This is a genomic window from Bradyrhizobium ganzhouense, from assembly GCF_049949285.1.
Lineage (GTDB): Bacteria > Pseudomonadota > Alphaproteobacteria > Rhizobiales > Xanthobacteraceae > Bradyrhizobium > Bradyrhizobium ganzhouense.
The window spans coordinates 6,165,763-6,185,884 of the sequence record NZ_CP181318.1 but is presented as its reverse complement, the minus strand read 5'-3'; the positions used below and the strand labels follow the sequence as shown (position 1 = coordinate 6,185,884).

Annotated in this window: 17 protein-coding genes; 11 read left to right on the top strand and 6 right to left on the bottom strand. The window is 65.2% G+C overall.

Annotation, left to right across the window (positions count from 1 at the left end; translation table 11 throughout):
• Positions 1 to 2: 2 nt before the first annotated feature.
• A complete protein-coding gene (locus tag ACLFLU_RS28645) occupies positions 3 to 1,088 on the bottom strand; it encodes a lysylphosphatidylglycerol synthase transmembrane domain-containing protein (RefSeq protein WP_426408099.1) in 1,086 nt (361 codons plus the stop codon).
• A 286-nt stretch (positions 1,089 to 1,374) separates the two neighbouring features.
• Here ACLFLU_RS28645 and ACLFLU_RS28640 point away from each other — a divergent pair, with 286 nt between their 5' ends.
• The 3 genes from ACLFLU_RS28640 (at position 1,375) to ACLFLU_RS28630 (ending at position 5,680) form a co-directional block, all read left to right on the top strand.
• Positions 1,375 to 1,635 carry a DUF892 family protein gene (locus ACLFLU_RS28640; RefSeq protein ID WP_426408098.1) on the top strand — a complete coding sequence of 87 codons (261 nt, stop codon included), beginning with the start codon at positions 1,375 to 1,377 and terminating at the stop codon, positions 1,633 to 1,635.
• 124 nt (positions 1,636 to 1,759) lie between these two features.
• The gene (locus ACLFLU_RS28635; protein ID WP_426408097.1) at positions 1,760 to 3,175 is read left to right on the top strand and encodes an MFS transporter; all 1,416 of its coding nucleotides are present in this window, start codon (positions 1,760 to 1,762) and stop codon (positions 3,173 to 3,175) included.
• 105 nt (positions 3,176 to 3,280) lie between these two features.
• Entirely contained in the window at positions 3,281 to 5,680 is a 2,400-nt protein-coding gene (locus ACLFLU_RS28630; protein WP_426408096.1) for a bifunctional diguanylate cyclase/phosphodiesterase, read from the top strand.
• A 6-nt stretch (positions 5,681 to 5,686) separates the two neighbouring features.
• Here ACLFLU_RS28630 and ACLFLU_RS28625 read toward each other — a convergent pair whose 3' ends face one another.
• Positions 5,687 to 6,121 carry a hypothetical protein gene (locus ACLFLU_RS28625; RefSeq protein WP_426408095.1) on the bottom strand — a complete coding sequence of 145 codons (435 nt, stop codon included), beginning with the start codon at positions 6,119 to 6,121 and terminating at the stop codon, positions 5,687 to 5,689.
• Positions 6,122 to 6,181: 60 nt separating this feature from the next.
• Between ACLFLU_RS28625 and ACLFLU_RS28620 the strand changes: the two genes are divergently transcribed.
• Together ACLFLU_RS28620 and ACLFLU_RS28615 are read left to right on the top strand one after the other, a co-directional pair.
• Positions 6,182 to 6,769 (top strand): hypothetical protein, encoded by a 588-nt coding sequence (locus tag ACLFLU_RS28620; protein WP_426408094.1) that lies wholly within the window; start codon positions 6,182 to 6,184, stop codon positions 6,767 to 6,769.
• A gap of 65 nt (positions 6,770 to 6,834) precedes the next feature.
• Complete coding sequence (locus tag ACLFLU_RS28615; RefSeq protein ID WP_426414095.1) at positions 6,835 to 7,434, top strand: YdcF family protein; 600 nt, start codon at positions 6,835 to 6,837, stop codon at positions 7,432 to 7,434.
• An 11-nt stretch (positions 7,435 to 7,445) separates the two neighbouring features.
• Here the strand turns inward: ACLFLU_RS28615 and ACLFLU_RS28610 are convergent, their stop codons facing one another.
• The gene (locus tag ACLFLU_RS28610) at positions 7,446 to 8,789 is read right to left on the bottom strand and encodes a PLP-dependent aminotransferase family protein (protein WP_426408093.1); all 1,344 of its coding nucleotides are present in this window, start codon (positions 8,787 to 8,789) and stop codon (positions 7,446 to 7,448) included.
• A gap of 186 nt (positions 8,790 to 8,975) precedes the next feature.
• On the opposite strand from ACLFLU_RS28610, the gene ACLFLU_RS28605 reads away from it, so the two are divergent.
• A complete protein-coding gene (locus ACLFLU_RS28605; RefSeq protein WP_426408092.1) occupies positions 8,976 to 9,209 on the top strand; it encodes a DUF1127 domain-containing protein in 234 nt (77 codons plus the stop codon).
• 865 nt (positions 9,210 to 10,074) lie between these two features.
• Here the strand turns inward: ACLFLU_RS28605 and ACLFLU_RS28600 are convergent.
• From ACLFLU_RS28600 to ACLFLU_RS28590, 3 genes are all read right to left on the bottom strand, one after another.
• Positions 10,075 to 10,536 carry a hypothetical protein gene (locus ACLFLU_RS28600; RefSeq protein ID WP_426408091.1) on the bottom strand — a complete coding sequence of 154 codons (462 nt, stop codon included), beginning with the start codon at positions 10,534 to 10,536 and terminating at the stop codon, positions 10,075 to 10,077.
• 100 nt (positions 10,537 to 10,636) lie between these two features.
• Positions 10,637 to 11,062, bottom strand: a complete 426-nt coding sequence (locus tag ACLFLU_RS28595; protein WP_234679478.1) for a universal stress protein — start codon at positions 11,060 to 11,062, stop codon at positions 10,637 to 10,639.
• 56 nt (positions 11,063 to 11,118) lie between these two features.
• On the bottom strand, positions 11,119 to 11,655 hold the full coding sequence (locus ACLFLU_RS28590) for a SixA phosphatase family protein (protein ID WP_426408090.1): 537 nt from the start codon (positions 11,653 to 11,655) through the stop codon (positions 11,119 to 11,121).
• A gap of 123 nt (positions 11,656 to 11,778) precedes the next feature.
• Here ACLFLU_RS28590 and ACLFLU_RS28585 point away from each other — a divergent pair, with 123 nt between their 5' ends.
• The 5 genes from ACLFLU_RS28585 (at position 11,779) to ACLFLU_RS28565 (ending at position 20,119) form a co-directional block, all read left to right on the top strand.
• The gene (locus ACLFLU_RS28585) at positions 11,779 to 13,239 is read left to right on the top strand and encodes an NAD(P)/FAD-dependent oxidoreductase (protein ID WP_426408089.1); all 1,461 of its coding nucleotides are present in this window, start codon (positions 11,779 to 11,781) and stop codon (positions 13,237 to 13,239) included.
• 86 nt (positions 13,240 to 13,325) lie between these two features.
• A complete protein-coding gene (gene msrB, locus ACLFLU_RS28580) occupies positions 13,326 to 13,826 on the top strand; it encodes a peptide-methionine (R)-S-oxide reductase MsrB (protein WP_426408088.1) in 501 nt (166 codons plus the stop codon).
• Between the two features lie 179 nt (positions 13,827 to 14,005).
• Positions 14,006 to 16,270 (top strand): flagellar hook-basal body complex protein, encoded by a 2,265-nt coding sequence (locus ACLFLU_RS28575; RefSeq protein ID WP_426408087.1) that lies wholly within the window; start codon positions 14,006 to 14,008, stop codon positions 16,268 to 16,270.
• Positions 16,271 to 16,304: 34 nt separating this feature from the next.
• Complete coding sequence (gene flgK / locus ACLFLU_RS28570; RefSeq protein ID WP_426408086.1) at positions 16,305 to 18,185, top strand: flagellar hook-associated protein FlgK; 1,881 nt, start codon at positions 16,305 to 16,307, stop codon at positions 18,183 to 18,185.
• Between the two features lie 20 nt (positions 18,186 to 18,205).
• Positions 18,206 to 20,119, top strand: a complete 1,914-nt coding sequence (locus ACLFLU_RS28565; RefSeq protein ID WP_426408085.1) for a flagellar protein — start codon at positions 18,206 to 18,208, stop codon at positions 20,117 to 20,119.
• Positions 20,120 to 20,122: the final 3 nt, after the last annotated feature.

The following is a 20,122-nucleotide window of genomic DNA, read 5'->3' as shown; positions in this document are numbered from 1 at the left end:
CGTTATCGTCGTTTGCTGGCCTGGCGCACTAACCGCTCGCGCTCCATCGGCGTCACCTGCTTGGGCAGGTTGCCCTGCGCGCAGGCTTCTGCCAGCCGCCGCCGCTCCTGCCAGGGTCGGACGACGTTCATCCAGAGCTCGCGGGTGCCCATGATTGAGATGGCGAGGCCGAACGGGATCACGAAATAGAGGATGCGGAAGACGAGCAGGGTCGCCAGCAGCTGCTCGCGGCCGAATTCGGGCAGTGCCACCAGCATGGCGGCGTCGAACACGCCGATCGAGCCCGGAGCATGGCTGGCGAAGCCCAGCAGCGTCGCCAGGATGAACACCACGGCGAGCGACAGGAAGTCGATCGGCGGATTGGCGGGCATCAGCAGGTACATCGCAAGAGCGCAGAAGCCGAGATCGACCACCCCGATCAGGATCTGCACCAGCGTCAGCGGCGCCGACGGCAGCACGACCTTCCAGCCCTTCTGGCCGAGCTCGCGGCGTTTGTCGCCCATGCAGAGCCAGACCAGATAGGCGGCGATGGAGGCGAGGCCGCCGAGCGCGATCAGCCGATTGATCGACGACGGCAGCTGATCCATGTAGGAGGCCGCATCCGGGTGGATGGTCATGCCGATCGAGAGCACGAAGATGTTACCGAGCCAGAAGGTCAGGCCGGAGAGGAAACAGATCTTGGCGACGTCGATCGCGTTCAGCCCGTAGTCCGAGTAGATTCGGAAACGGATCGCACCGCCCGTGAACACGGTGGCGCCGATGTTGTGGCCGATCGAATAGGACGTGAAGCTCGACAGCGCTGCGATGCGGTAAGGCACGTGCTTCTTGCCGATCGTTCGCAGTGCAAAAAAGTCGTAAAAGGTCAACGTACAGAACGCGAAGAACACGCAGATCGCGGCCAGGCCGATATGCCCGCGGGGAATATCGGTCAATGCGGTCAGGATGACGCTGGTATCGATGCCCTTGAGGGTGCGCAGCAGCGTGGTGACCGCGAAGGCGATGATCATCACGCTCGCGGCAATACCGAGCCGTCGCCAGCCGATCCATCTCTTGAAGCCGCGCTTCAGCGCGGGCAGCAGTCCGTGCATTCATCCTCCCGGCGGGGGGCAAGACCGACCGGGCCAGACATTGGCCGGTCGGCTGCGATCACTGCCCGATATGGGCGTCGATCGCTAGACTTGATGTAGCTCATTTAAGGCAAAAACAGCGGCTTGTGCAGCCCTTGACAACGACAGGTTCTGCGCCGGAGCGGTTGTTTTTGTCACAACTGGTTCACATTGCGCGCGCGTTAAGCATTAAGCATATGAGTCGAGACGCCGACTTGCATCGTGCATCCGTATATTCAGATGGTTTCAAATCCTGCGCTCGCAAGCATTGTTCCAGCGCAAACGCTGCGGGCTTTCTTTGGAACGACGGCGCGGTGCCGAGCAGCAGCCCACCAAGGCGCTGCCGAAAATGGCAGATCCGCAGCTGAAGCAGGGCTTTTTGACGCACCTTGAAGAAACCAAGCAGCAGGTCACACGGCTGGAGGAAGTGTTCGAGATGCTTGCGAAAACGCTCGAGGAAGAGAAGGCGACGGACAAGAAACTGACCACGCTTGCCGAGAGCAAGGTGAACCTGCGGGCGGCGAGCTAAGGCCGAGCCGCAAGGGCGCCGCGCGGTCGTCCGCATGTCGCGCATCCATCATTCGGTCATTGTCGAAACATGGCGGCGGGCCGGAGGCGTATATCTCGCATGGGGCCGCAATCGAGGTGGCAGCATGCGAGCCGATACCATCAAATATGAAACCTTCGACGCGAATAGTGCCCCGCGCACCGCATCGCGCCTTGCAACTTCGCTCACGCTGGCGGCAATGAGCCTTGGCTATGGCGTGGTGCAGCTCGATGTCACCATCGTCAACACTGCGCTCGACGCCATGGGCAAGACGCTCGGCGGCGGTGTTGCCGAGCTGCAATGGGTGGTGAGTGCCTACACCATCGCCTTTGCCGCCTTTATCCTCACGGCCGGCGCACTCGGCGACCGGATTGGCGCCAAGCGCATCTTCATGGCGGGGTTCGCAATATTTACCGCGGCCTCGCTGGCCTGTGCGCTATCTCCCAACGCCATCGTGCTGATCGGCGCCCGGCTGGTCCAGGGGCTGGCGGCTGCGATCCTGGTGCCGAATTCGCTGGCGCTGCTCAATCATGCCTATACAGACGACCGCGCGCGCGGCCGTGCCGTCGCGGTCTGGGCCGCGGGCGCGAGCCTGGCGCTGACCGCCGGTCCCTTCGTCGGCGGTGCGCTGATCACGCTGGTCGGGTGGCGCGCGATCTTCCTCGTCAACCTGCCGATCGGCCTCGCTGGTCTGTGGCTGAGCTGGCGCTATGCCACGGAGACCACGCGGGCGCGCTCGCGCGAGATCGATCTGCCCGGCCAGCTCGCCGCGATCGGCGCGCTGGGTGCCCTCGCGGGCGCGATCATCGAGGGCGGCGGGCTTGGCTGGCTGCATCCGCTCGTGCTTTCGGCCTTCGCGGCGGCCGCGGTCCTGGCCACGCTGTTCGTCTGGCGCGAGAGCCGCACGGCGCAGCCGATGCTTCCGCTGTCTTTGTTCAGTCACCGGCTGTTTACCCTGACCACGGTCGTCGGCCTCCTCGTCAACGTCGCGATCTACGGCTTGATCTTCGTGCTCAGTCTCTACTTCCAGCGGATCAACGGCCTGTCGGCCTGGTGGACCGGGATTGCCTTCGTACCGATGATGGGCGCGGTGTTGCCGGTCAATCTGCTGGCGCCGCGCCTTGCCGAGCGCATCGGCCCGTGCCCGACCATCGTCGCCGGCGCCTGCATCTCGGCGCTTGGCTGTCTTGGTCTGGTCTGGATCGAGGCGGGGACGAGCTATTGGGCGATCTTCGCGCAGATGATCGCGATCAGCGGTGGACTTGGCCTCCTGGTGCCGCCTCTCACCTCGACCTTGCTCGGTAGCGTCGAGAAGGCCCGCTCCGGTATCGCCGCGGGTGTGCTCAATGCGACGCGGCAGACCGGCAGCGTCCTTGGCGTTGCGTTGTTCGGTTCGCTGGTGGCGTCCGACAGCGCGTTCATGATCGGCCTTCACCAGTCGCTCATCATATCGGCGGCCGTGCTGCTGCTGGCGGCCGGCGTGATCGGCCTCGGTGCAAAGGCAGGCGGGCCAACAATGTGAGCAACCGCACACATTCCCTGTTCACCATTCCGGTAACCGGCGCATCGCCGGTTACCGACTGTCCATTTCTGCCGGTTCTAGTGCCCGACGGAATAGGGGCCGGCAATGTATCAAGTTCTGTTTTGTCTCACGGACCAGCATGATTGGCGTCTGGTCGCACTCGGCGGGGCGGTGTGTCTGCTCGCCAGCGCGGCGGCCATCAGTCTGTTTCACCGCGCGCGTGCGGCGAGCGGGTCGGCGCGCCTGGTTTGGATTATGCTCGATGCCATCGTGGCCGGCTGCGGCATCTGGGCAACCCATTTCATCGCGATGCAGGCCTACGGGCCGGGCGCCGGTGGCGCCTACAACATCCCCTTAACGGTCCTGTCGCTGCTCTTTGCGATCGCGGTCACCTTCATCGGTCTCAGTATCTCGGTTTCGACGAAGCACGCGGGTCTGGTCGCGGTCGGTGGCGCCGTCGTTGGCGCCGGTGTGGCCGCGATGCATTACACCGGCATGATGGCGTTCGAGATTCCTGCCCATGTCGGCTGGACCACCGGGACCGTGACGGTGTCGATCTTGCTCGGCATTGTCTTTGGATCGTTCGCGCTGCACGTCGCGGGACGAGGCGATAGCCCGTCCAACGCGCTTGGCGCGACGATCCTGTTGACAGTCGCCATCGTCTCTCATCATTTCACCGCGATGGGCGCGCTGGAATTGACGCCCGATCCGACGCTTGCGATCAGCGGTCTCTCGATCCCGCCGGCGTCGTTGTCCATGCTGACCGCCAGCGCGGCCGCTGCCATTCTCGTCATCGCACTCGCGGCCGCCGTACTCGACCGCCGGGCCAAGGGCGAGATCGGACGCCAGCAGGTCGTGCTCGACACCGCGCTCGAGAACATGTCGCAGGGGCTGTGCATGTTCGATGCCGAGGGCAAGATCATCCTGTTCAACGAGCGCTATGCGGCGATGCTTGGTCGCTTCGACATGCAGCTCACCGGCCGCGTCCTGCTCGACATTCTCCGCGAGGAGGCGGCGAAGGGGCAGTGGAATGGCGAGCCCGAGCAATTCTTCGCACGCCTTGTCGAGGACGCCCGGGAGGGACGCACGACGACGGACGTCGTTCGTCGGTTCGACCGCTCGATCCGCGTCGTCAACCAGCCGATGCAGGGCGGCGGCTGGGTCGCCACCTTCGAGGACATCACCGAATGGCTGGAGGCGCAGGCCAAGATCTCGCACATGGCGCGCCATGACGCGCTGACCAATCTGCCGAACCGCGTGCTGTTCCATGAGCAGCTCGAACAGGGGCTGCGCCGGGCGGGTGCGAACGACCAGCTCGCGGTGCTCTGCCTCGACCTCGATCATTTCAAGGACATCAACGACTCGCTCGGCCATCCCATTGGCGATGCGCTGCTGAAGGAAGTCGGCCGCAGGCTAAAGGCCACCGTCGGCGAGCACGACACCGTGGCCCGCCTCGGCGGCGACGAGTTTGCCGTCGTCCAGATCGGCCGCTCGGAAGAGGCCGCGGCGCGGGCGCTCGCCGGCCGTCTCGTCGAGGTGATCTCCGCGCCTTACGAGATCGACGACCATCAGATCGTGATCGGCGTCTCGATCGGTATCTCGCTGTCGCCGCAGGACGGCAGCAATCCCGACGAGCTGCTGAAAAACGCCGACCTCGCGCTGTACCGCGCCAAGGCCGACGGCCGCGGCACCTATCGCTTCTTCGAGACCGGCATGGACGCACGCGCGCAGGCCCGGCGCTTGCTGGAAATGGATATGCGGGCGGCGCTCCAGCGCGATGAATTCCAGCCGTATTATCAGCCGATCCGCGACGTCGCCAGCGATCGCGTCGTCGCCTTCGAGGCGCTGCTGCGCTGGAACCATCCGCAGCGCGGCCTGATCTCCCCCATCAACTTCATTCCGCTCGCCGAGGAGACTGGCCTCATCATCCAGCTCGGGGAGCTCGTATTGCAAGTTGCCTGCGCGGACGCTGCGACATGGCCCGATCACGTCGGCGTCGCCGTCAATTTGTCGCCGGTGCAGTTCAAGAATCCAAACCTGATTGCGTCCGTGACCGAGGCACTGGAGATATCAGGGCTCGCGGCGCGCCGGCTCGAGCTCGAGATCACCGAATCCGTGCTGCTCCAGAACAGCGAGGCGACGCTGACCACGCTGCACGAGCTGCGCGCCATGGGCGTGCGGATCTCGCTCGACGATTTCGGCACCGGCTATTCCTCGCTGAGCTACCTGCGCAGCTTCCCGTTCGACAAGATCAAGATCGACCGTTCGTTCGTGTCCGAGCTCGCCACGCGCGAGGACTCGGTGGCGATCATCCGCGCCGTGACCGGCCTTGGTCGCAGCCTCGGCATCGTCACCACGGCGGAGGGCGTCGAGAACGACGCGCAGCTCGAGCTGCTCAGGCGCGAAGGCTGCACCCAGGCGCAGGGCTACCTGTTCAGCCACCCGCGGCCGGCCTCCGAGGTCGCGATGATGCTGGAACGGCCGCGGCTGCGCGCTTCGGCTTAAATCAGATCAGCCGCGGCGCAGCGCGAAATGCGCGCCGCAAAACGCCATCACGGCGCCGAGACACAGCGCCGCGAGGCCCGCGAGCACGCCGGAAATGGTCGGGATCGGGCTCGGCGCCGAGGCCGCCTGTCCGGCGCCGGCGAGCAGGAGCACGCCGACCGCGATCAGGAATTGGCGCATCCGTTGCGGGATCTGGCCGGAGACGGCGCTCTGCATCAACGAGGCCGTGAAATAGCCGCCGGAGAATCCGACGCTCGCAATCAGCCACCACGCGATCGCCGCGCCGGTCGGCATGAACTCATGCGTGTCCGACCGCCAGAGGCCGCCGAGGTCGAGCCCGTAGCGCGCGCCGAGCATGTGTACCGCGAGCGCGAGCAGCACGCCCGAGATGATGGCGGCCCCGAGAATCAGGCGGCGCGGAAAATAGGTCGTCTCAGCCATGCCCCGCTTGTAGGATGGGGCAGGGCGATCGCGCAAGCGGATCGCGGACGGGATTGACAGATGCAGGTTTCGGATGGGCAGAGCCGGTCGGTCACGAGCTATGCCTACAAAGCGTCGCTGATCGGCTCGGCGCATCGCTTCGAGCTGACCGATGAGGGATTGTCCTGGCATATCGCCGGCCGCTCGGGCGTCTGGCGCTACGATGAGATCAGTGCAATCCGGCTGTCGTTCCGCCCGGTCTCGATGCAGCAGCACCGCTTTCGCGCCGATGTCAGCCGAGCCAGTGGTGGCCGCATCGCGATCCTGTCGACGAGCTGGCAGACCGCGGCGCTGATGGCGCCGCAGGACAGCAGCTTTCGCAATTTTCTCGTCGAGCTGCACGCGCGCATGGCGAAGGCGGGCAGCCGGGCGGAGCTGACGGCCGGTCTCGGCCGCAAGACCTATGCGGCGGTGCTGGCGTTCCTCGCTGTGCTGGCCGTGGCGATGGCCGGGTTGTTGATCCGCGCGCTGATGATCGGCGAATTCGCCGGCGTCCTGTTCATCCTCGGATTCGCCGCGCTGTTTGCCTGGCAGGTCGGCGGCTTCGTCCGGCGCAACCAGCCGCGCAGCTACAGCTTTGATCGGCTGCCGGCCGGCTTGCTGCCTTAGCGCTTGCAATCGGCCGCAATCAAAATTGACTTCGCCGCCGCGCGCCGGTCCCGCACTGTGCCGTGATGACAGTCTTGGATCGCAGCACGCGTCTGCCGACGGCGGACGAGATCGCCGAGATCAATCGCACCCATCTGATCGACACGCCGCTCCAGCCGGCCGACCTGCTGTTCCTGTTCGGCACCCGCGAGGACGTCGCGCTCCGCGCCGCAACCGCCGCGCGGCTGTGGCGCGAGAGCCTCTTCCGCTGGTCGATTGTCAGCGGCGGCGTGACGCCCGGCTCGGAGCAATCCGAGTGCACGATCATCAAGGCGGCGATGGTCGATGCGGGCATTCCGGCGGATCGGATACTCGAGGAGCATTGCGCGATGAACACCGGCGAGAACGTGATCTTCTCGCTGCCGATCATCGATGCGGCGCTGGGGCTGCACAACATCCGCAGCGTGATCTGCCTCGGCAACACCTGGACCGCGCGGCGCTATCCGATGACATTGCACCGGCATTGGCCCGAGGTGGCAAAGCTGCTGCTGACCGTCGACAGTTTTGCGACGCCACGCACGCTCTGGCATACCGACGCCGAATTTCGCCGCCGTGTCCTGCACGAATGGGACAAGATCGCGCCGTACAGGGCGAAGGGGTTTATCGCGGAATGGCCGGAGCGCTGACCGGCGAGGGGCTACTCCGTCGAGTCGAAATCCTCTTCCTTGGTGCCGAGCAGCGAGACGATCGTGCGCAGGCCGGAATCGAGCTGCTCGAACGAGGGCGGGGCGAGCGCGAGCCGCACCGCGTTCGGGGCATGGCCATGGGCGACCGCGAATGTCGAGGACGGGGTCAGCGCGATACCGCGCCGGGCCGCCGCGGCAACGAATGTCTGCGAGCGCCAGTGCGGCGGCAGCGTCAGCCAGAGATGATAGGAGCGCGCATCGGCGGCGATCTGGTAACCGGCGAGCAGTCGTGCCGCGGTCTGCTGGCGGCGTGCGGCGTCGATGCGCTTGAGCCGCGTCAGCTCGGCGACGGTGCCGTCAGCCATCAAGCGCTGACCGGCCGCGAGCGCGTGGCCCGAGGCGATCCAGCCGCCGGTGCGGACCGCACTCATCACGCTTTCGCGCAAGTGAGGCGGCGCGACGAGGATGCCGAGCGCAAGACCCGGCGCGACCTTCTTTGAGAGGCTGTCGAGCACGATACAGCGGTCCGGCCCGAGCGCTGCCAGCGGCGTGTCGTCGGCGAGGAAGCCGTAGACGGTGTCCTCGATGATGGTGAGATCGAGCTTCTCGGCAACGCGCATGATGTCGGCGCGCCGCGTCGCGTTCATGGTGACGCCGAGCGGATTCTGGATGATGGGCTGGAGATACAGTGCCGACAGATGCGCTTCGCGATGCGCCTTCTGAATCGCGTCGGGCCGCGCGCCATATTCGTCCATCGGGATCGGCACCAGCGTGATGCCGAGCCGCGCGGCGATGCTCTTGACGTAGGGGTAGGTGAGCGCCTCGACGCCGCAACGCCCGCCGGTCGGCACGAGTGCGGCGAGCGCGGCCGCGAGCGATTGCTTGCCGTTGGCGGTGAAGAGGATCTGCTCGGCTTGCGGCGCAAAATCCTTCCGCGCGAGATAGGCGGCGGCCGCGTTGCGTGCGCTCTTGGTGCCGGTGCTGGTCGACGAGCGCAGCACGCTTTCCAGCGCATCGACGCGCTCGAGCCCGGCGAGGCTCTTGGCGATCATCGCCCATTGCTGCGGCAGCAGCGGGTAGTTGACCTCGAAATCGATGCGCGCATCGCGCGGCTCGGTGAGGGTCTCGACCTCGCGCCTGATGTCGCCGGAGATGAAGGTGCCGCGGCCGACCTCGCCGACCACGAGCCCGCGGCGCAACAGCTCCGTATAAACCCGGCTCGCGGTCGAAACCGCAATGCCACGGTCATAGGCAAAATTGCGCTGCGGCGGCAGCCGGTCGCCGGCCCTTAACGTGCCGTTAGAGATATCTGCGGCAATGGCATCCGCAAGCTTCACGTACTCGAACTTGGACATTATTGCACCGAGAGCAATGTTTTCCTTGCTCCGAGCAATGTACTGGAGCATTTTAGTTCCATCAAGGCCCGCGATTGAGCCGGGGAGAGCGAGAGCAATCCGACGGCAAATGAGGTGCAGACGCTTCCAGCGTTTGCGCCAACGGCACCTGCTTCGTCGCGCGGGACAATCGGCCGGAGAAGAAACATGACCATGATCTCGCAAACTGCCGGGCGGAGTTTACGCCCATCCTCGAGCGGATTTTTTGCCACGCTCGTCAACGCCGCCTATGTCGTGCTCGACCGCCTGGAGCGCCGCTCCGCCGTCAAGACGCTGAACGAGCTCGACGACCGCGCCTTGCGCGACATCGGGATCAACCGCGGCCAGATCGAAGACGCTGTCTACGGGCAGTTCAAAGCCGAGCTGACGCGGTATCTGTGAGCGCCGTCGCCTGTGTCCCGGACGCGCTGCAACGCCCTTCGCGTTGCGGCGCAGAGCCGGGACCCAGGGAGCTACACGGTACGCTGGTACATGGGCCCCGGCTCTGCAGCGCACCGCTGAAGGAGCGCCGCGCTGCGTCCGGGGCACGAGCGCGCTCTTCAATAGACGCAGCTTCACATCCTCGCGGCTCATCTCGCCCGAGCTTTGCCTCGTCGCCTCACCCTCAATTGAAAGAGGGCGCAGGGAAGACCGGGAGCCGGCTGGCTCCCATTGACCGCTATGCCATGAGTAGATTGCGCTACACTGCACAGCGGGTAACAGGGCAGCCGAGACATCCGGCCTTCCCTGCGCAGTGGGTTGACGGCTTATGTCGTGCTCTCCCCGGGGAGCGATGCACTATTGCCCCCGTCGCCTTGCGGATGGCTGATGGCGCGGCCCGGTTGGACCACACGCATCACCGCAACACTTGACGCACAGACCCCGGGCGTCAGGACCACACGATTTTGCCGTACGCAGATCGCACCGGTCGTGTGCGCGACCTTTTTGCTCACGGTTGCCCGCCCTGCAAAACTTTCGCGCCGATGTGGCCTGCGTCCACCGCCATCCGGCCCGCGTTCGTGACGATCGCGATACGCCCCTCTTCCTTGGGCCGGAGTGGGACGACACATACGCCGTTTCCGAATTTCGGTAAAGTGGAATATTTTTAGCGGCGCGGATTGCCCTATGCTTAGCGTGTTTTGCCCGTCAGTCAGCGCAAGGTCTTGAAGCCCGGATGGAGCGAAGCGCAATCCGGGAATCCATCCAAACGGAATGAGCGGCCCCGGATTGCGCTTCGCTCCATCCGGGCTACACGCGCGTCGATAGATCAGGCGAAGGCGACCTGGGCCCACACGCCGCCATAAGCGCGATCGTCCTCGGACCGGTCGGGCTTGCGGCGAGGCCTCGTCGGAGCGCTGCGTTGACGTCCGTGCCGGACATCGAGGCGCTGCAAATGCGCAGCGACGTGGCCTGCGAGCGATGCGATGTGCGCCGCCGCCTGTTTGACGACGAACAAGATCGTCGTGATACGGCTCAGCACGCCGACCAGGAACAGCACCGAGAAGATGTCGATATAGGCGAGGAAATCGCCGATCAGCATCAGCTCCGGCGGAATCGGGATGCTGTGATAATAGGCGCCTATGAGGATGACGACGGGGATGAGGGCGATGACCTTCCGCACCGTCAGCCTGTCCAGCAGCGCGGCCAGTTGCACGACCAGCACCTCCCACAGCGCATCGCCGATTGCGAGCGGGACCTCGTAGGTCCATCTCCGCCACCATTGCTTCACGACATTGCTCCGAGTTCAAAGCGCGATGAGCATCGCGCTTTTGGTTGTTATTCGAGCATGATCTTTCCGGAAAACCGCTGAGCACCTTTCCGGATCATGCTCAGTGCCTCACCACCAGCACCGAGCATTTGGCATAGCGCACCACATGCCCGGCGTTCGAGCCGAGGAAATAGGTGCGCATCGCAGGCCGGTGTGAGGTCATGACGATCAGATCGGCCTTCATGTGCGCGGCTTCCTCCAGGATCTCGTGATAGATGCCGCCCTGGCGCACCACGCTGGAGATGTGGGACGCCTCGATCCCGGATTCGCGCGCGACGATGGCGAGCGCCTCTTCCGAGGTCTGGCGCTGCTGTTCGTCGAAGTCGGCCGGGACGTATTCGGCGAGCATCACCGGCGTCATCGGCAGCACGTTGAGCAGCCGGACCGATCCGCTCCAGTTCTGCGACAGCGTTGTCGCGGTCGCGATCGCAGGCTTTGCCAGATCGGTGTCGGCGAGGTCGATGGGCACGAGAATGGACTTGAACATCTGCGCCTCCCTAGTGACCAAGCTGCATCAACCGGTCGAGACGGCGCCCGCGCGTCTCATCCCAGTCGAAGCAATTTGGGGCTGACGAACAGCACCAGTTTGCCGCGGCGGTAGGCCACGTCCCCCCAATCCTTGACGTCAAAGTCGAGGACCGCAAGCCCCGCCGTGGGCAGATTGTCGGCAAGTGCCTTGGCGCCGGCCGGATCGCCGCGGCCCATCAGCATCAGGCCGGCCTCGTGCATGCCGGGATTGTGCCCGACCAGCAGCAATTGCTTGGGGTTGGCCGCGACGGTTGCAGTGCGAATGGTTTCGAGGATCTGCGCGGGATCGGCGCCGTAGAGTTCCGGCAGGATATCGACTTGCGGTGCTGCGATGCGATCCCTCATCGCCTGCCAGGCGATGTCCCAGGTCTGCCGGGCGCGGACGGCGTGCGACACCAGCACGAGTTCGGGCACGGGCGGATGGGCGGCGATCCAGCCGCCCATCTCGGCGGCATCCCGCTGGCCGCGGTCGTCGAGCCGGCGGTCCTGGTCGCGGCCGCTCGGCGCGTCGGTCTCGGTCTTGGCGTGACGCAGCAACATCAAACGGCGCATTGCATTCTCGAATCGTTCCACGTCCAGGATAGTCTAAAGGGATAATCTACAGGCGCCGGTTGAGGACAAGGTGACAAGCGCCCGATTGGTCCTTTAAGAAGATTGCTCCGTTGACAAAACGACATGAGCGAGACTTTCACAAGCGTGTCCCAGGAAGAAGCCGGCTTTCGTGAACGTGCGCGGCTGTCGTTCGATCTCGACGCCGACATTTGCGTGATCGGGGCGGGGCTTGCCGGCCTCTCCATTGCGCTGGAGGCGGCCCGGCTCGGGGCCAGCGTCGCGGTGCTCGAGGGCCGCCATATCGGCTGGAACGCGTCCGGCAACCAGCTCGGCGCCGTGACGCCGGGCTTCGCGCTGCCGCTGACCGAGCTGATCGAGCGCATCGGCTTCGAGGACGCCCACGAATTGTGGACGCTCTCGAAGGAGGGCGCCGAGTTCGTCCGGGCCAATGCCACAGAGGAGAACATGCCGGGCATCGGCCTCACCGACGGGGTGCTGGAGGTCTCCAATGTCGATGCCGGCGACCGGCTGATCAGCCGGCTCCAGATGCTGAACGAGGATTTCGACACCGAGGTCGAAGGCTGGCAGGTCGATCGCGTTCGCGAGGCGCTCAAGACCGATCGTTACTTCCACGGCGTCCATTACCCGAAAGCGTTCCAGGTCGACGGCCGCAAATATGTGCACGGCCTGGCCGCGCTGGCGCGGCGGGCCGGTGCCCGCATCTTCGAGGATACGCCGGTCGTCAGCATCGATCATTCCGGCATCCGCAAGCGCATCGTCACGCCGTCGGCGCGGCTGCGCGCCACGCACATCGTGCTCGCCGGCAACATCCATCTCGGCGCGCCCTTGCGGCGGCTGTCGGAGACGCTGCTGCCGGTCTGGCGCTATGCCGGCATCACCGCGCCGCTCGGCGAGCGCGTGCACGAGATCATCGGCTTCAAGGGATCGGTGATGGATTCCGACGGCGTCGATCATTTCCGCATCGTCGATGGCGACCGCCTGATGTGGGAGAGCCCGGAGACGACCTGGGCGGCGCGGCCGCAGCGCTTTGCGGGTGCCGTCAGTCGGCGGATCGGCACGATCTTTCCCCAACTCGGCAATGTCGAGATCGCCGGGACGTTCGGCGGCGCCACCGGCCAGACCGTGCACGGCATGCCGCAGATCGGCCAGTTGCGCAAAGGCCTGTGGGTAGCGAGCGGGTTCGGCCGCCAGGGCATGAACACCTCGGCCATGGCCGGGCAGCTGATCGCGCGCAGCATCCTGTGGGGCGACGAGCGCTGGAAGCTGTTCTCGCCGTTCGAGCTGGTCTGGGCGGGGGGCACGACCGGACGGGTCGCGGGCCAATTGGTCGGGATCTGGGGCAGGGCGAGTTCCGCCGCCGCCGGGTCGCTCGCCCGTTACCGCGAGCGGGCACGGGTGAAGGACAGGGAACGCGAGGCGCGGCTGGCCGAGGCCAATCGGGCCGCCGGCACCGGTCCGCGGCGTCCGCCGCCCGGGGTTCGGCCGCGGGTGGCCCCAGCGTCGCAGCCGAATGCGACAGAGGGGGCGGAACCGGTCCCCCAGGAGCAGGGCGTCTCGCAATAAGTTGAGAAAATTCCCGCCTGGAAGTGTAACGTCCGCCGTTAGAACCCGTATCTCAGGGCGTGAACTTCCTGCGCACGGAGAAAGACATGTTTGACCGCCGCATCCTGTTGACGACCGTTGCCGGCCTGTTCGGCCTTTCGGCGTTCCGCTGGTTGAGAGCGACCCCGGCCCAAGCCGCCGAGAAGTTCGAGATCGAGAAGACCGACGCAGAATGGCGCGCCCAGCTCACCCCGCAGCAATACGAGATCCTGCGCAAGGAAGGCACCGAACGGCCGGGCTCCAGCCCGTTGCTGAATGAGCACCGCAAGGGCACCTTCGCCTGCGCCGGCTGCGACCTGCCGCTGTTCGCCTCGGAGACCAAGTTCGAGAGCGGCACGGGTTGGCCGAGCTTCTACCAGCCGATCGAGGGCAATGTCGGCAAGACCGAGGACCGCACCTTCGGCATGGTCCGCACCGAGGTGCACTGCCGGCGCTGCGGCGGCCATCTCGGCCACGTCTTCGACGACGGTCCGAAGCCGACCGGATTGCGCTACTGCATCGACGGTTTCGGGCTGGTGTTCCATCCCGCGGCACCGTCGGCTACTTGAGGTTTATTCCCGGCAATTGTTGCCGGCCCGGCAATTGTGCCCCGGTCATCAGACCGGGGCCTTTCTATTTAAGTCATTGATTTCCTGAGAATACCCGCATTGGCATAGGCCTTGCGACGTCTCCTCCGAATGCGGCCATTGGTGTGCCGGCCGCCGAGATCGGATTTGGAGACAAAGTTATGGGTATCTTCGATGCAATGAACACCTCGGTGGGTGGCCTGCAGGCGCAGTCCTACGCGCTTCAGAACATCTCGGGCAACATCGCGAACTCATCCACCACCGGTTACAAGGGCATCGGGACCAGCTTCGAGGATCTCATCCCCGACGCCTCCGTGCCCAACAAGCAGGTCGCCGGCGGCGTCACGGCGCATGCGCAGGCGACCATCACGACCCAGGGCACGATCTCGGCCTCCAGCGTCGCCACCAACATGGCGATCACCGGTGACGGCTTCTTCTCGGTGCAGAAGGCGACCGGCACCGTCGACAACGTGCCGGTGTTCGACGGCGTCACCTATTACAGCCGCCGCGGCGACTTTCAGGTCAACGCCAACGGCAATCTCGTCAACGGCGCCGGCTACTATTTGATGGGTGTCACGGTCGACCCGAAGACGGGCAATCCGACCGGCAGTGTGCCGACGGTGCTGCAATTCCAGAACAACTTCGTCCCGGCGCAGGCGACGACCTCGATCCAGTATGCAGCGAACCTGCCCTCCCAGCCGAACACGGTTGCGAGCTCGACCGCCACGAGCGGCACGCTGCTGGCTGCTGGTGGACTCAATCCGTCGGATTATGCCTCGAACCCGCTGACGGTAGGCACGCCGCCTGCACCCTATACAAATGCGACGGCCTCCGGCGCCGCCGCCACCGGCAATTCGCGCTCGGCCTATACGTCGACGACTGCGACGGGCTCGGTTGCGTTGCAGGACAATGCCTCGGCAGCGGCAGGCACGGGTACGTCCCTCGACGGTACCCTGGGTTCGCACCTCAATCAGGCCATGCTCACTGCGCTTGACGGCACATCCATGACTATCAACGGCACCAAGATCGCCTTCGACAGCACCGCCTCAGGCGTGGCGACCGTGGCGGGCCCCCCCGCGGTCACCACGATCGGTATGGCGTCTGGCTCCGGCACAACCGTCAACAGCATCCTGACCGCAATCAAGAGCGCCGGCGGCGCTGGCGTCAACGCTACGCTGACCGCCAGCGGCAACATCCAGATAACAAGCGGCACGAGTGTCGACGTGGTCGTCACCGGCGCCGCGGCCACCACGCTCGGCATCAGCTCCGTGACACGCGGCGGCAACGTGCTGTCCACGCCTGCGATCACCGGCTCAACCCTCCTGAGTGGCGCTGCGACGGCCGGCGGTACGGAAGTCCTCTCATCGGGTTTCGCCAACAACGACACCATCACCATCAACGGCCAGACTTTGACCTTCGTTGCCCCGCCCGCGACCGCGTCCGGCGCCAACCAGATCAGCACCACCGACAATGTCTCGAACTTGCTCCTCAAGATCGACGGACTCACCGGCGCGACAGGCTCCTCGATCTCCAACGGCGTGATCACGCTGAACACCGGTACGGTCAAAGACCTGTCGGTGACCAGCTCGAACACCAGCGCCTTCGCCGCGCTTGGCTTTACGTCGACCATCACCAAGAGCCGCGGCGGCGGCGGCACCGCCGGCACGGGCACCGTGGTCGGCAACGACATCGCGACCTTCACCAAGGAATCGATCAGCGGTGGCGCGGTGACCGCGTACAACGCGGCGGGCACGCCGGTGAACCTGCAATTGCGCTGGGCCAAGACCGACAGCGCCTCGCTGGGCGCCGGCCATACCGATAGTTGGAACCTATTTTATCAGACCGACCCGAACGCGACCGGCACGACGGTCGGCTGGATGAACACCGGGCAGACCTTCACCTTCGCTGGTGATGGCTCGCTCACCTCGCCGAGCGGCTCGGGCATCACCATCCCCAACGTCACCGTCGGCGGTCAGTCGCTCGGCTCGGTCGCCTTCAACATCTCCTCCGGCGGACTGACGCAATATGCGAGCACCAGCGGCGCGGTGACCATCAACACCATCACGCAGAACGGCTACGCCGCCGGTCAGCTCCGCTCGGTCGCCGTGAACAACAACGGCCTCGTGGTCGGTACCTTCTCCAACGGCCAGAACCTCGACCTCGCCTCGGTGACGCTGTCGCACTTCAACGGCACCAACTATTTGAAGGCAATGGACGGCGGCGCCTATGCCGTCACCGACCAGTCGGGCCCGGCGATTGCCGGCGCCTCGGGCACCATCAGCGGTTCGTCGCTGGAGGGATCCAACACCGACATCGCCGACGAATTCACCAAGCTGATCGTGACCCAGCAGGCCTATTCGGCCAACACCAAGGTGATCACGACGGCGAATTCGATGGTCCAGGACCTCCTGAACGTGTTGCGCTGATTGGCGCGTAACGTAACCAAAGGCGGCAAGTAAGATGGGTTTGAGTTCAGCCCTTGCCAGTGCGATGAGCGGTCTGCGTGCCAACCAGGCTGCGCTCTCGATCGTCTCGTCGAACGTCGCAAACTCGCAGACGCCAGGTTACGTCGCCCAGACGCCGAACCAGATCGAAGTCACCACCGGTGATTTCGGCTCGACGGCGAAGACGACCGGCGTCAGCCGCGACATCGACAGCTATGTGCTGAACCAGCTGCGCACCGAGACCGGTGGCAGCGGCTATGCCGACCAGACGGCCAATATTCTGAAGCAGCTTCAGAATGTCTATGGCACGCCCGGCAACAGCGGCACGCTCGAAACCGCGCTGAACAATTTCACCTCTTCGCTCCAGGCGCTCTCGACCAGCGCGGGCTCGTCGTCGGCACAGACGGTCGCGGTCGGGGCGGCGCAGGCGCTGGCGACGCAGCTCAACGTCACCACCAAGGGCATCCAGTCGCTGCGCTCGAACGTCGAGCAGGATCTCAGCACCTCGTCGCAAGCCGCCAATGCGGCGATGAGCCAGATCGCCGACATCAACACCAAGCTCCAGGGCCTGGCTTCGACCGATCCGTCCGCGGCAACCCTGATGGACCAGCGCGACCAGGCCATCAACTCGCTGTCGAAATATGTCGACGTCCGCGTCACCACCGACGGATCGAACCAGGCCAATATCTACACCACCACCGGTATCCAGCTGGTCGGCGCGGGGCTCGCCTCGCAATTCTCCTTCGCGTCTGCCGGCGCGCTGGGGGCGACCTCGCTCTACAATATTGATCCCGCCAAGTCCGGCGTCGGCGCGCTTACCCTCAAGCTGCCGAACGGCTCGTCGATCGACGTTGCCGGCAACAACGTGGTCTCTTCCGGCCAGATCGCGGCCGACCTGAAGCTGCGCGACCAGACGCTGGTGCAGGCGCAGAACCAGGTCGACCAACTCGCCGCGACGATGTCGAGCGCGCTGTCGGACAAGACCACGGCGGGCACGACCGTCTCCGGTCCGCCCGCCGGCTTCGACATCGATCTCGCCGGCGCGCAGCCCGGCAACACCGTCAACATCAGCTATACCGACTCCACCAACACGCAGCGCCAGATCACGCTGGTGAACGTGACCGATCCGGCGGCGCTGCCGCTGCAGAACGCCACCAACGCCAATCCGATGCAGATCGGAGTCAATTTCTCCGGCGGCATGGGCGCGATTGCCTCCGCGCTCAACACCGCGCTGCCCGGCTCGCACCTGACATTTTCCGCCGCTCCGTCGCCGGCGACCGCGACGACACTGCGCGTCACTGACGACAACTCCGGCCTTGCCAAGATCAATTCGGCGTCGAGCACCAAGACGATCTCCTCGCTGACCTCCGGCAGCCCGCAATTGCCGCTGTTCACCGACGGCGGCACGGCGCTCTACACCGGCGCGATCACGGCATCGGGCTCGCAGATGACCGGCCTTGCCGGCCGCATCGCCGTGAACACGCAGCTCAGCACCGATCCGACCAGGCTGTCGGTCTACAGCACCTCGCCGGTGACGCCCACGGGCGACACCACGCGCTCGGACTATCTCTATTCGCAGCTCACCAACGCGGTGTTTTCCTATTCACCGCAGACCGGTCTCGGCTCGGCGAGCCAACCGTTCACCGGCAGCGTCTCGAACTATCTCCAGCAGTTCCTGAGCGTTCAGGCCAACGCCTCGACCCAGGCGACCGCGCTCCAGCAGGGCCAGAGCGTCGTGGTCTCGACGCTCCAGGCCAAGTTCAACTCGACCTCGAGCGTCAACCTGGACTCCGAGATGTCGAACCTGATCCAGCTTCAGAATGCCTATGCCGCCAACGCTCACGTGATGTCGGTAGTGCAGAGCATGATGAATACGTTGCTCCAGGCTCAAGTGTAACCAGTACAGGGCTCTGAAACATGTCGATCAGCAGCATCAACTACGGTTCGTCGATTCTCGGCTCTCAGATCCGTAACATCAACCAGCAGCTCACCGACCTGTCGACGCAGCTCTCGACCGGCAAGCTGTCGCAGAACTATTCGGGCATGGGGACCAACGAAGGCTTTGCGATCGCCTCGCGCGCGCAGCTTTCCAACATCGCCGCCTATACCGACACGATCACCAACGTGAACGTCAACATCAACCTCGCCAACACCGCGCTGCAGTCGCTGACGACGATCCGCAACACGGTGCAGACGGGCTCGGCCACCTCGTCGCAGGATCTCAACGTCAACGGCCAGACGGTGGCGCAGAACACCGCCGCCGCGCAGTTCGGCTCGATGGTCGGCGTCCTCAACACGCAGTCGGGCAACCGCTATCTGTTCTCCGGAACCGCCTACAACACGCAATCGGTCGCCAACGCCGGCGACATCATCAACGGCACGACGACGCAGGCGGGCCTGAAGACCGTCATGGCGGAGCGTCAGGCGGCCGATCTCGGCGCCAACGGCATGGGGCGGCTGGTGCAGTCGACGTTAGCGTCCGGCGCGATACAGGTGCAGGAGGATTCGGCGACGTCGCCGTTCGGGCTGAAGATCGCTGCGGTCTCCTCGACGTTGACCGGCGCAACCGTCACCGGCCCGAGCGGCTCGCCGGTGGCGTTCTCGGTCAATCTCAACGGCGTCAATCCGAACAATGGCGACAAGCTCAGCGTGAAGTTCACGCTGCCCGATGGTTCGACCGAGCAGATCGACCTGACCGCGTCCACTGCGACGCCGACGCCGGTCGGCAGCTTTGCGATCGACCCCGGCAATCCCAACGTCATTCCACCGGTTGCCTCCAACCCGGCCATCACGTCGTCGAACCTCAACACAGCGCTGAACACCGCGATCACGAAGCTGGCCAACACCTCGCTGGTGGCGGCATCGGCCGTCGCCGCCGGCGACAATTTCTTCAACACCGACAGCTCGGCGATCGGCGCCGCCAAGACCAACCAGGCGACGCCGGCGGCACCGATCAGCGGCACCACTGCGCTATCAGGCACGGCGCCTTCGGACTCGATTGCGCCGGGCTTCTCTGCCGGCGACACCATCACCGTCAACGGCACCACGCTCAGCTTCGTCGCTTCGGGCGCGACCGGCAACCAGCTCAACGTCACCGATAGCATCCAGACCCTGATGAGCAAGATCGACGCCATCACTGGCACCTCGAAGCCGTCGACGATCCATGGCGGCTCGATCACGATCAACACCGACAATGCGGCGAGCCTGAGCATTTCGGGCTCGACCCCGGGCGCGACCGCTGCACTCGGCGCGCTCGGCTTCAGCTCAACGCCGATCACCGCCACGCAGCCGCCGCTGCGCGTCGGATCGTCGCCGGCGAGCTCGGCGACGACGCTTGTGAACGGCTCGGCCACGACAGTGAAATGGTACACCGGCAATGACGGGCCGGGCTCGGCGCGCTCGACCGCGGTGGCGCGGGTCGACGATTCCGTCACGGTGCAATATGGCGCCCAGGCCGACGAGGACGCGATCCGCAAGCAGTTGCAGGCCGTCGCCGTGTACGGCACGTTCTCGACCTCGCCGACCGGGCAATATTCAGGCGCGCAAGTCGCAGCGCTGAGCCTGCGCACGACGCAGGCGCTGACTCCGCAGCCCGGGCAGCAGAAGATCGAGGACATCCAGACCGACATCGCCATGGCCCAGAACACGATGAAGGACGCGAGCACGCGCCAGACCCAGGCCAAGGCGCAGCTCCAGGGCATCATCGATCAGGCGGAGTCGGCGTCGCCCGACCAGGTCGCGAGCGAAATCCTGTCGCTCCAGAATGCGCTCCAGGCGTCCTACTCCGTTACCTCAAAGCTCTCACAACTCTCGCTCGTCAAGTTCCTGTAAGGC

Excerpts from the sequence above, each read along its gene's own strand:
- ACLFLU_RS28645 (WP_426408099.1), bottom strand. The coding sequence starts at position 1,088 with ATGCACGGACTGCTGCCCGCGCTGAAGCGCGGCTTCAAGAGATGGATC.
- ACLFLU_RS28635 (WP_426408097.1), top strand. The coding sequence starts at position 1,760 with ATGCGAGCCGATACCATCAAATATGAAACCTTCGACGCGAATAGTGCC.
- ACLFLU_RS28630 (WP_426408096.1), top strand. The coding sequence starts at position 3,281 with ATGTATCAAGTTCTGTTTTGTCTCACGGACCAGCATGATTGGCGTCTG.
- ACLFLU_RS28625 (WP_426408095.1), bottom strand. The coding sequence starts at position 6,121 with ATGGCTGAGACGACCTATTTTCCGCGCCGCCTGATTCTCGGGGCCGCC.
- ACLFLU_RS28620 (WP_426408094.1), top strand. The coding sequence starts at position 6,182 with ATGCAGGTTTCGGATGGGCAGAGCCGGTCGGTCACGAGCTATGCCTAC.
- ACLFLU_RS28615 (WP_426414095.1), top strand. The coding sequence starts at position 6,835 with ATGACAGTCTTGGATCGCAGCACGCGTCTGCCGACGGCGGACGAGATC.
- ACLFLU_RS28610 (WP_426408093.1), bottom strand. The coding sequence starts at position 8,789 with ATGTCCAAGTTCGAGTACGTGAAGCTTGCGGATGCCATTGCCGCAGAT.
- ACLFLU_RS28605 (WP_426408092.1), top strand. The coding sequence starts at position 8,976 with ATGACCATGATCTCGCAAACTGCCGGGCGGAGTTTACGCCCATCCTCG.
- ACLFLU_RS28595 (WP_234679478.1), bottom strand. The coding sequence starts at position 11,062 with ATGTTCAAGTCCATTCTCGTGCCCATCGACCTCGCCGACACCGATCTG.
- ACLFLU_RS28590 (WP_426408090.1), bottom strand. The coding sequence starts at position 11,655 with ATGCGCCGTTTGATGTTGCTGCGTCACGCCAAGACCGAGACCGACGCG.
- ACLFLU_RS28585 (WP_426408089.1), top strand. The coding sequence starts at position 11,779 with ATGAGCGAGACTTTCACAAGCGTGTCCCAGGAAGAAGCCGGCTTTCGT.
- msrB (WP_426408088.1), top strand. The coding sequence starts at position 13,326 with ATGTTTGACCGCCGCATCCTGTTGACGACCGTTGCCGGCCTGTTCGGC.
- ACLFLU_RS28575 (WP_426408087.1), top strand. The coding sequence starts at position 14,006 with ATGGGTATCTTCGATGCAATGAACACCTCGGTGGGTGGCCTGCAGGCG.
- flgK (WP_426408086.1), top strand. The coding sequence starts at position 16,305 with ATGGGTTTGAGTTCAGCCCTTGCCAGTGCGATGAGCGGTCTGCGTGCC.
- ACLFLU_RS28565 (WP_426408085.1), top strand. The coding sequence starts at position 18,206 with ATGTCGATCAGCAGCATCAACTACGGTTCGTCGATTCTCGGCTCTCAG.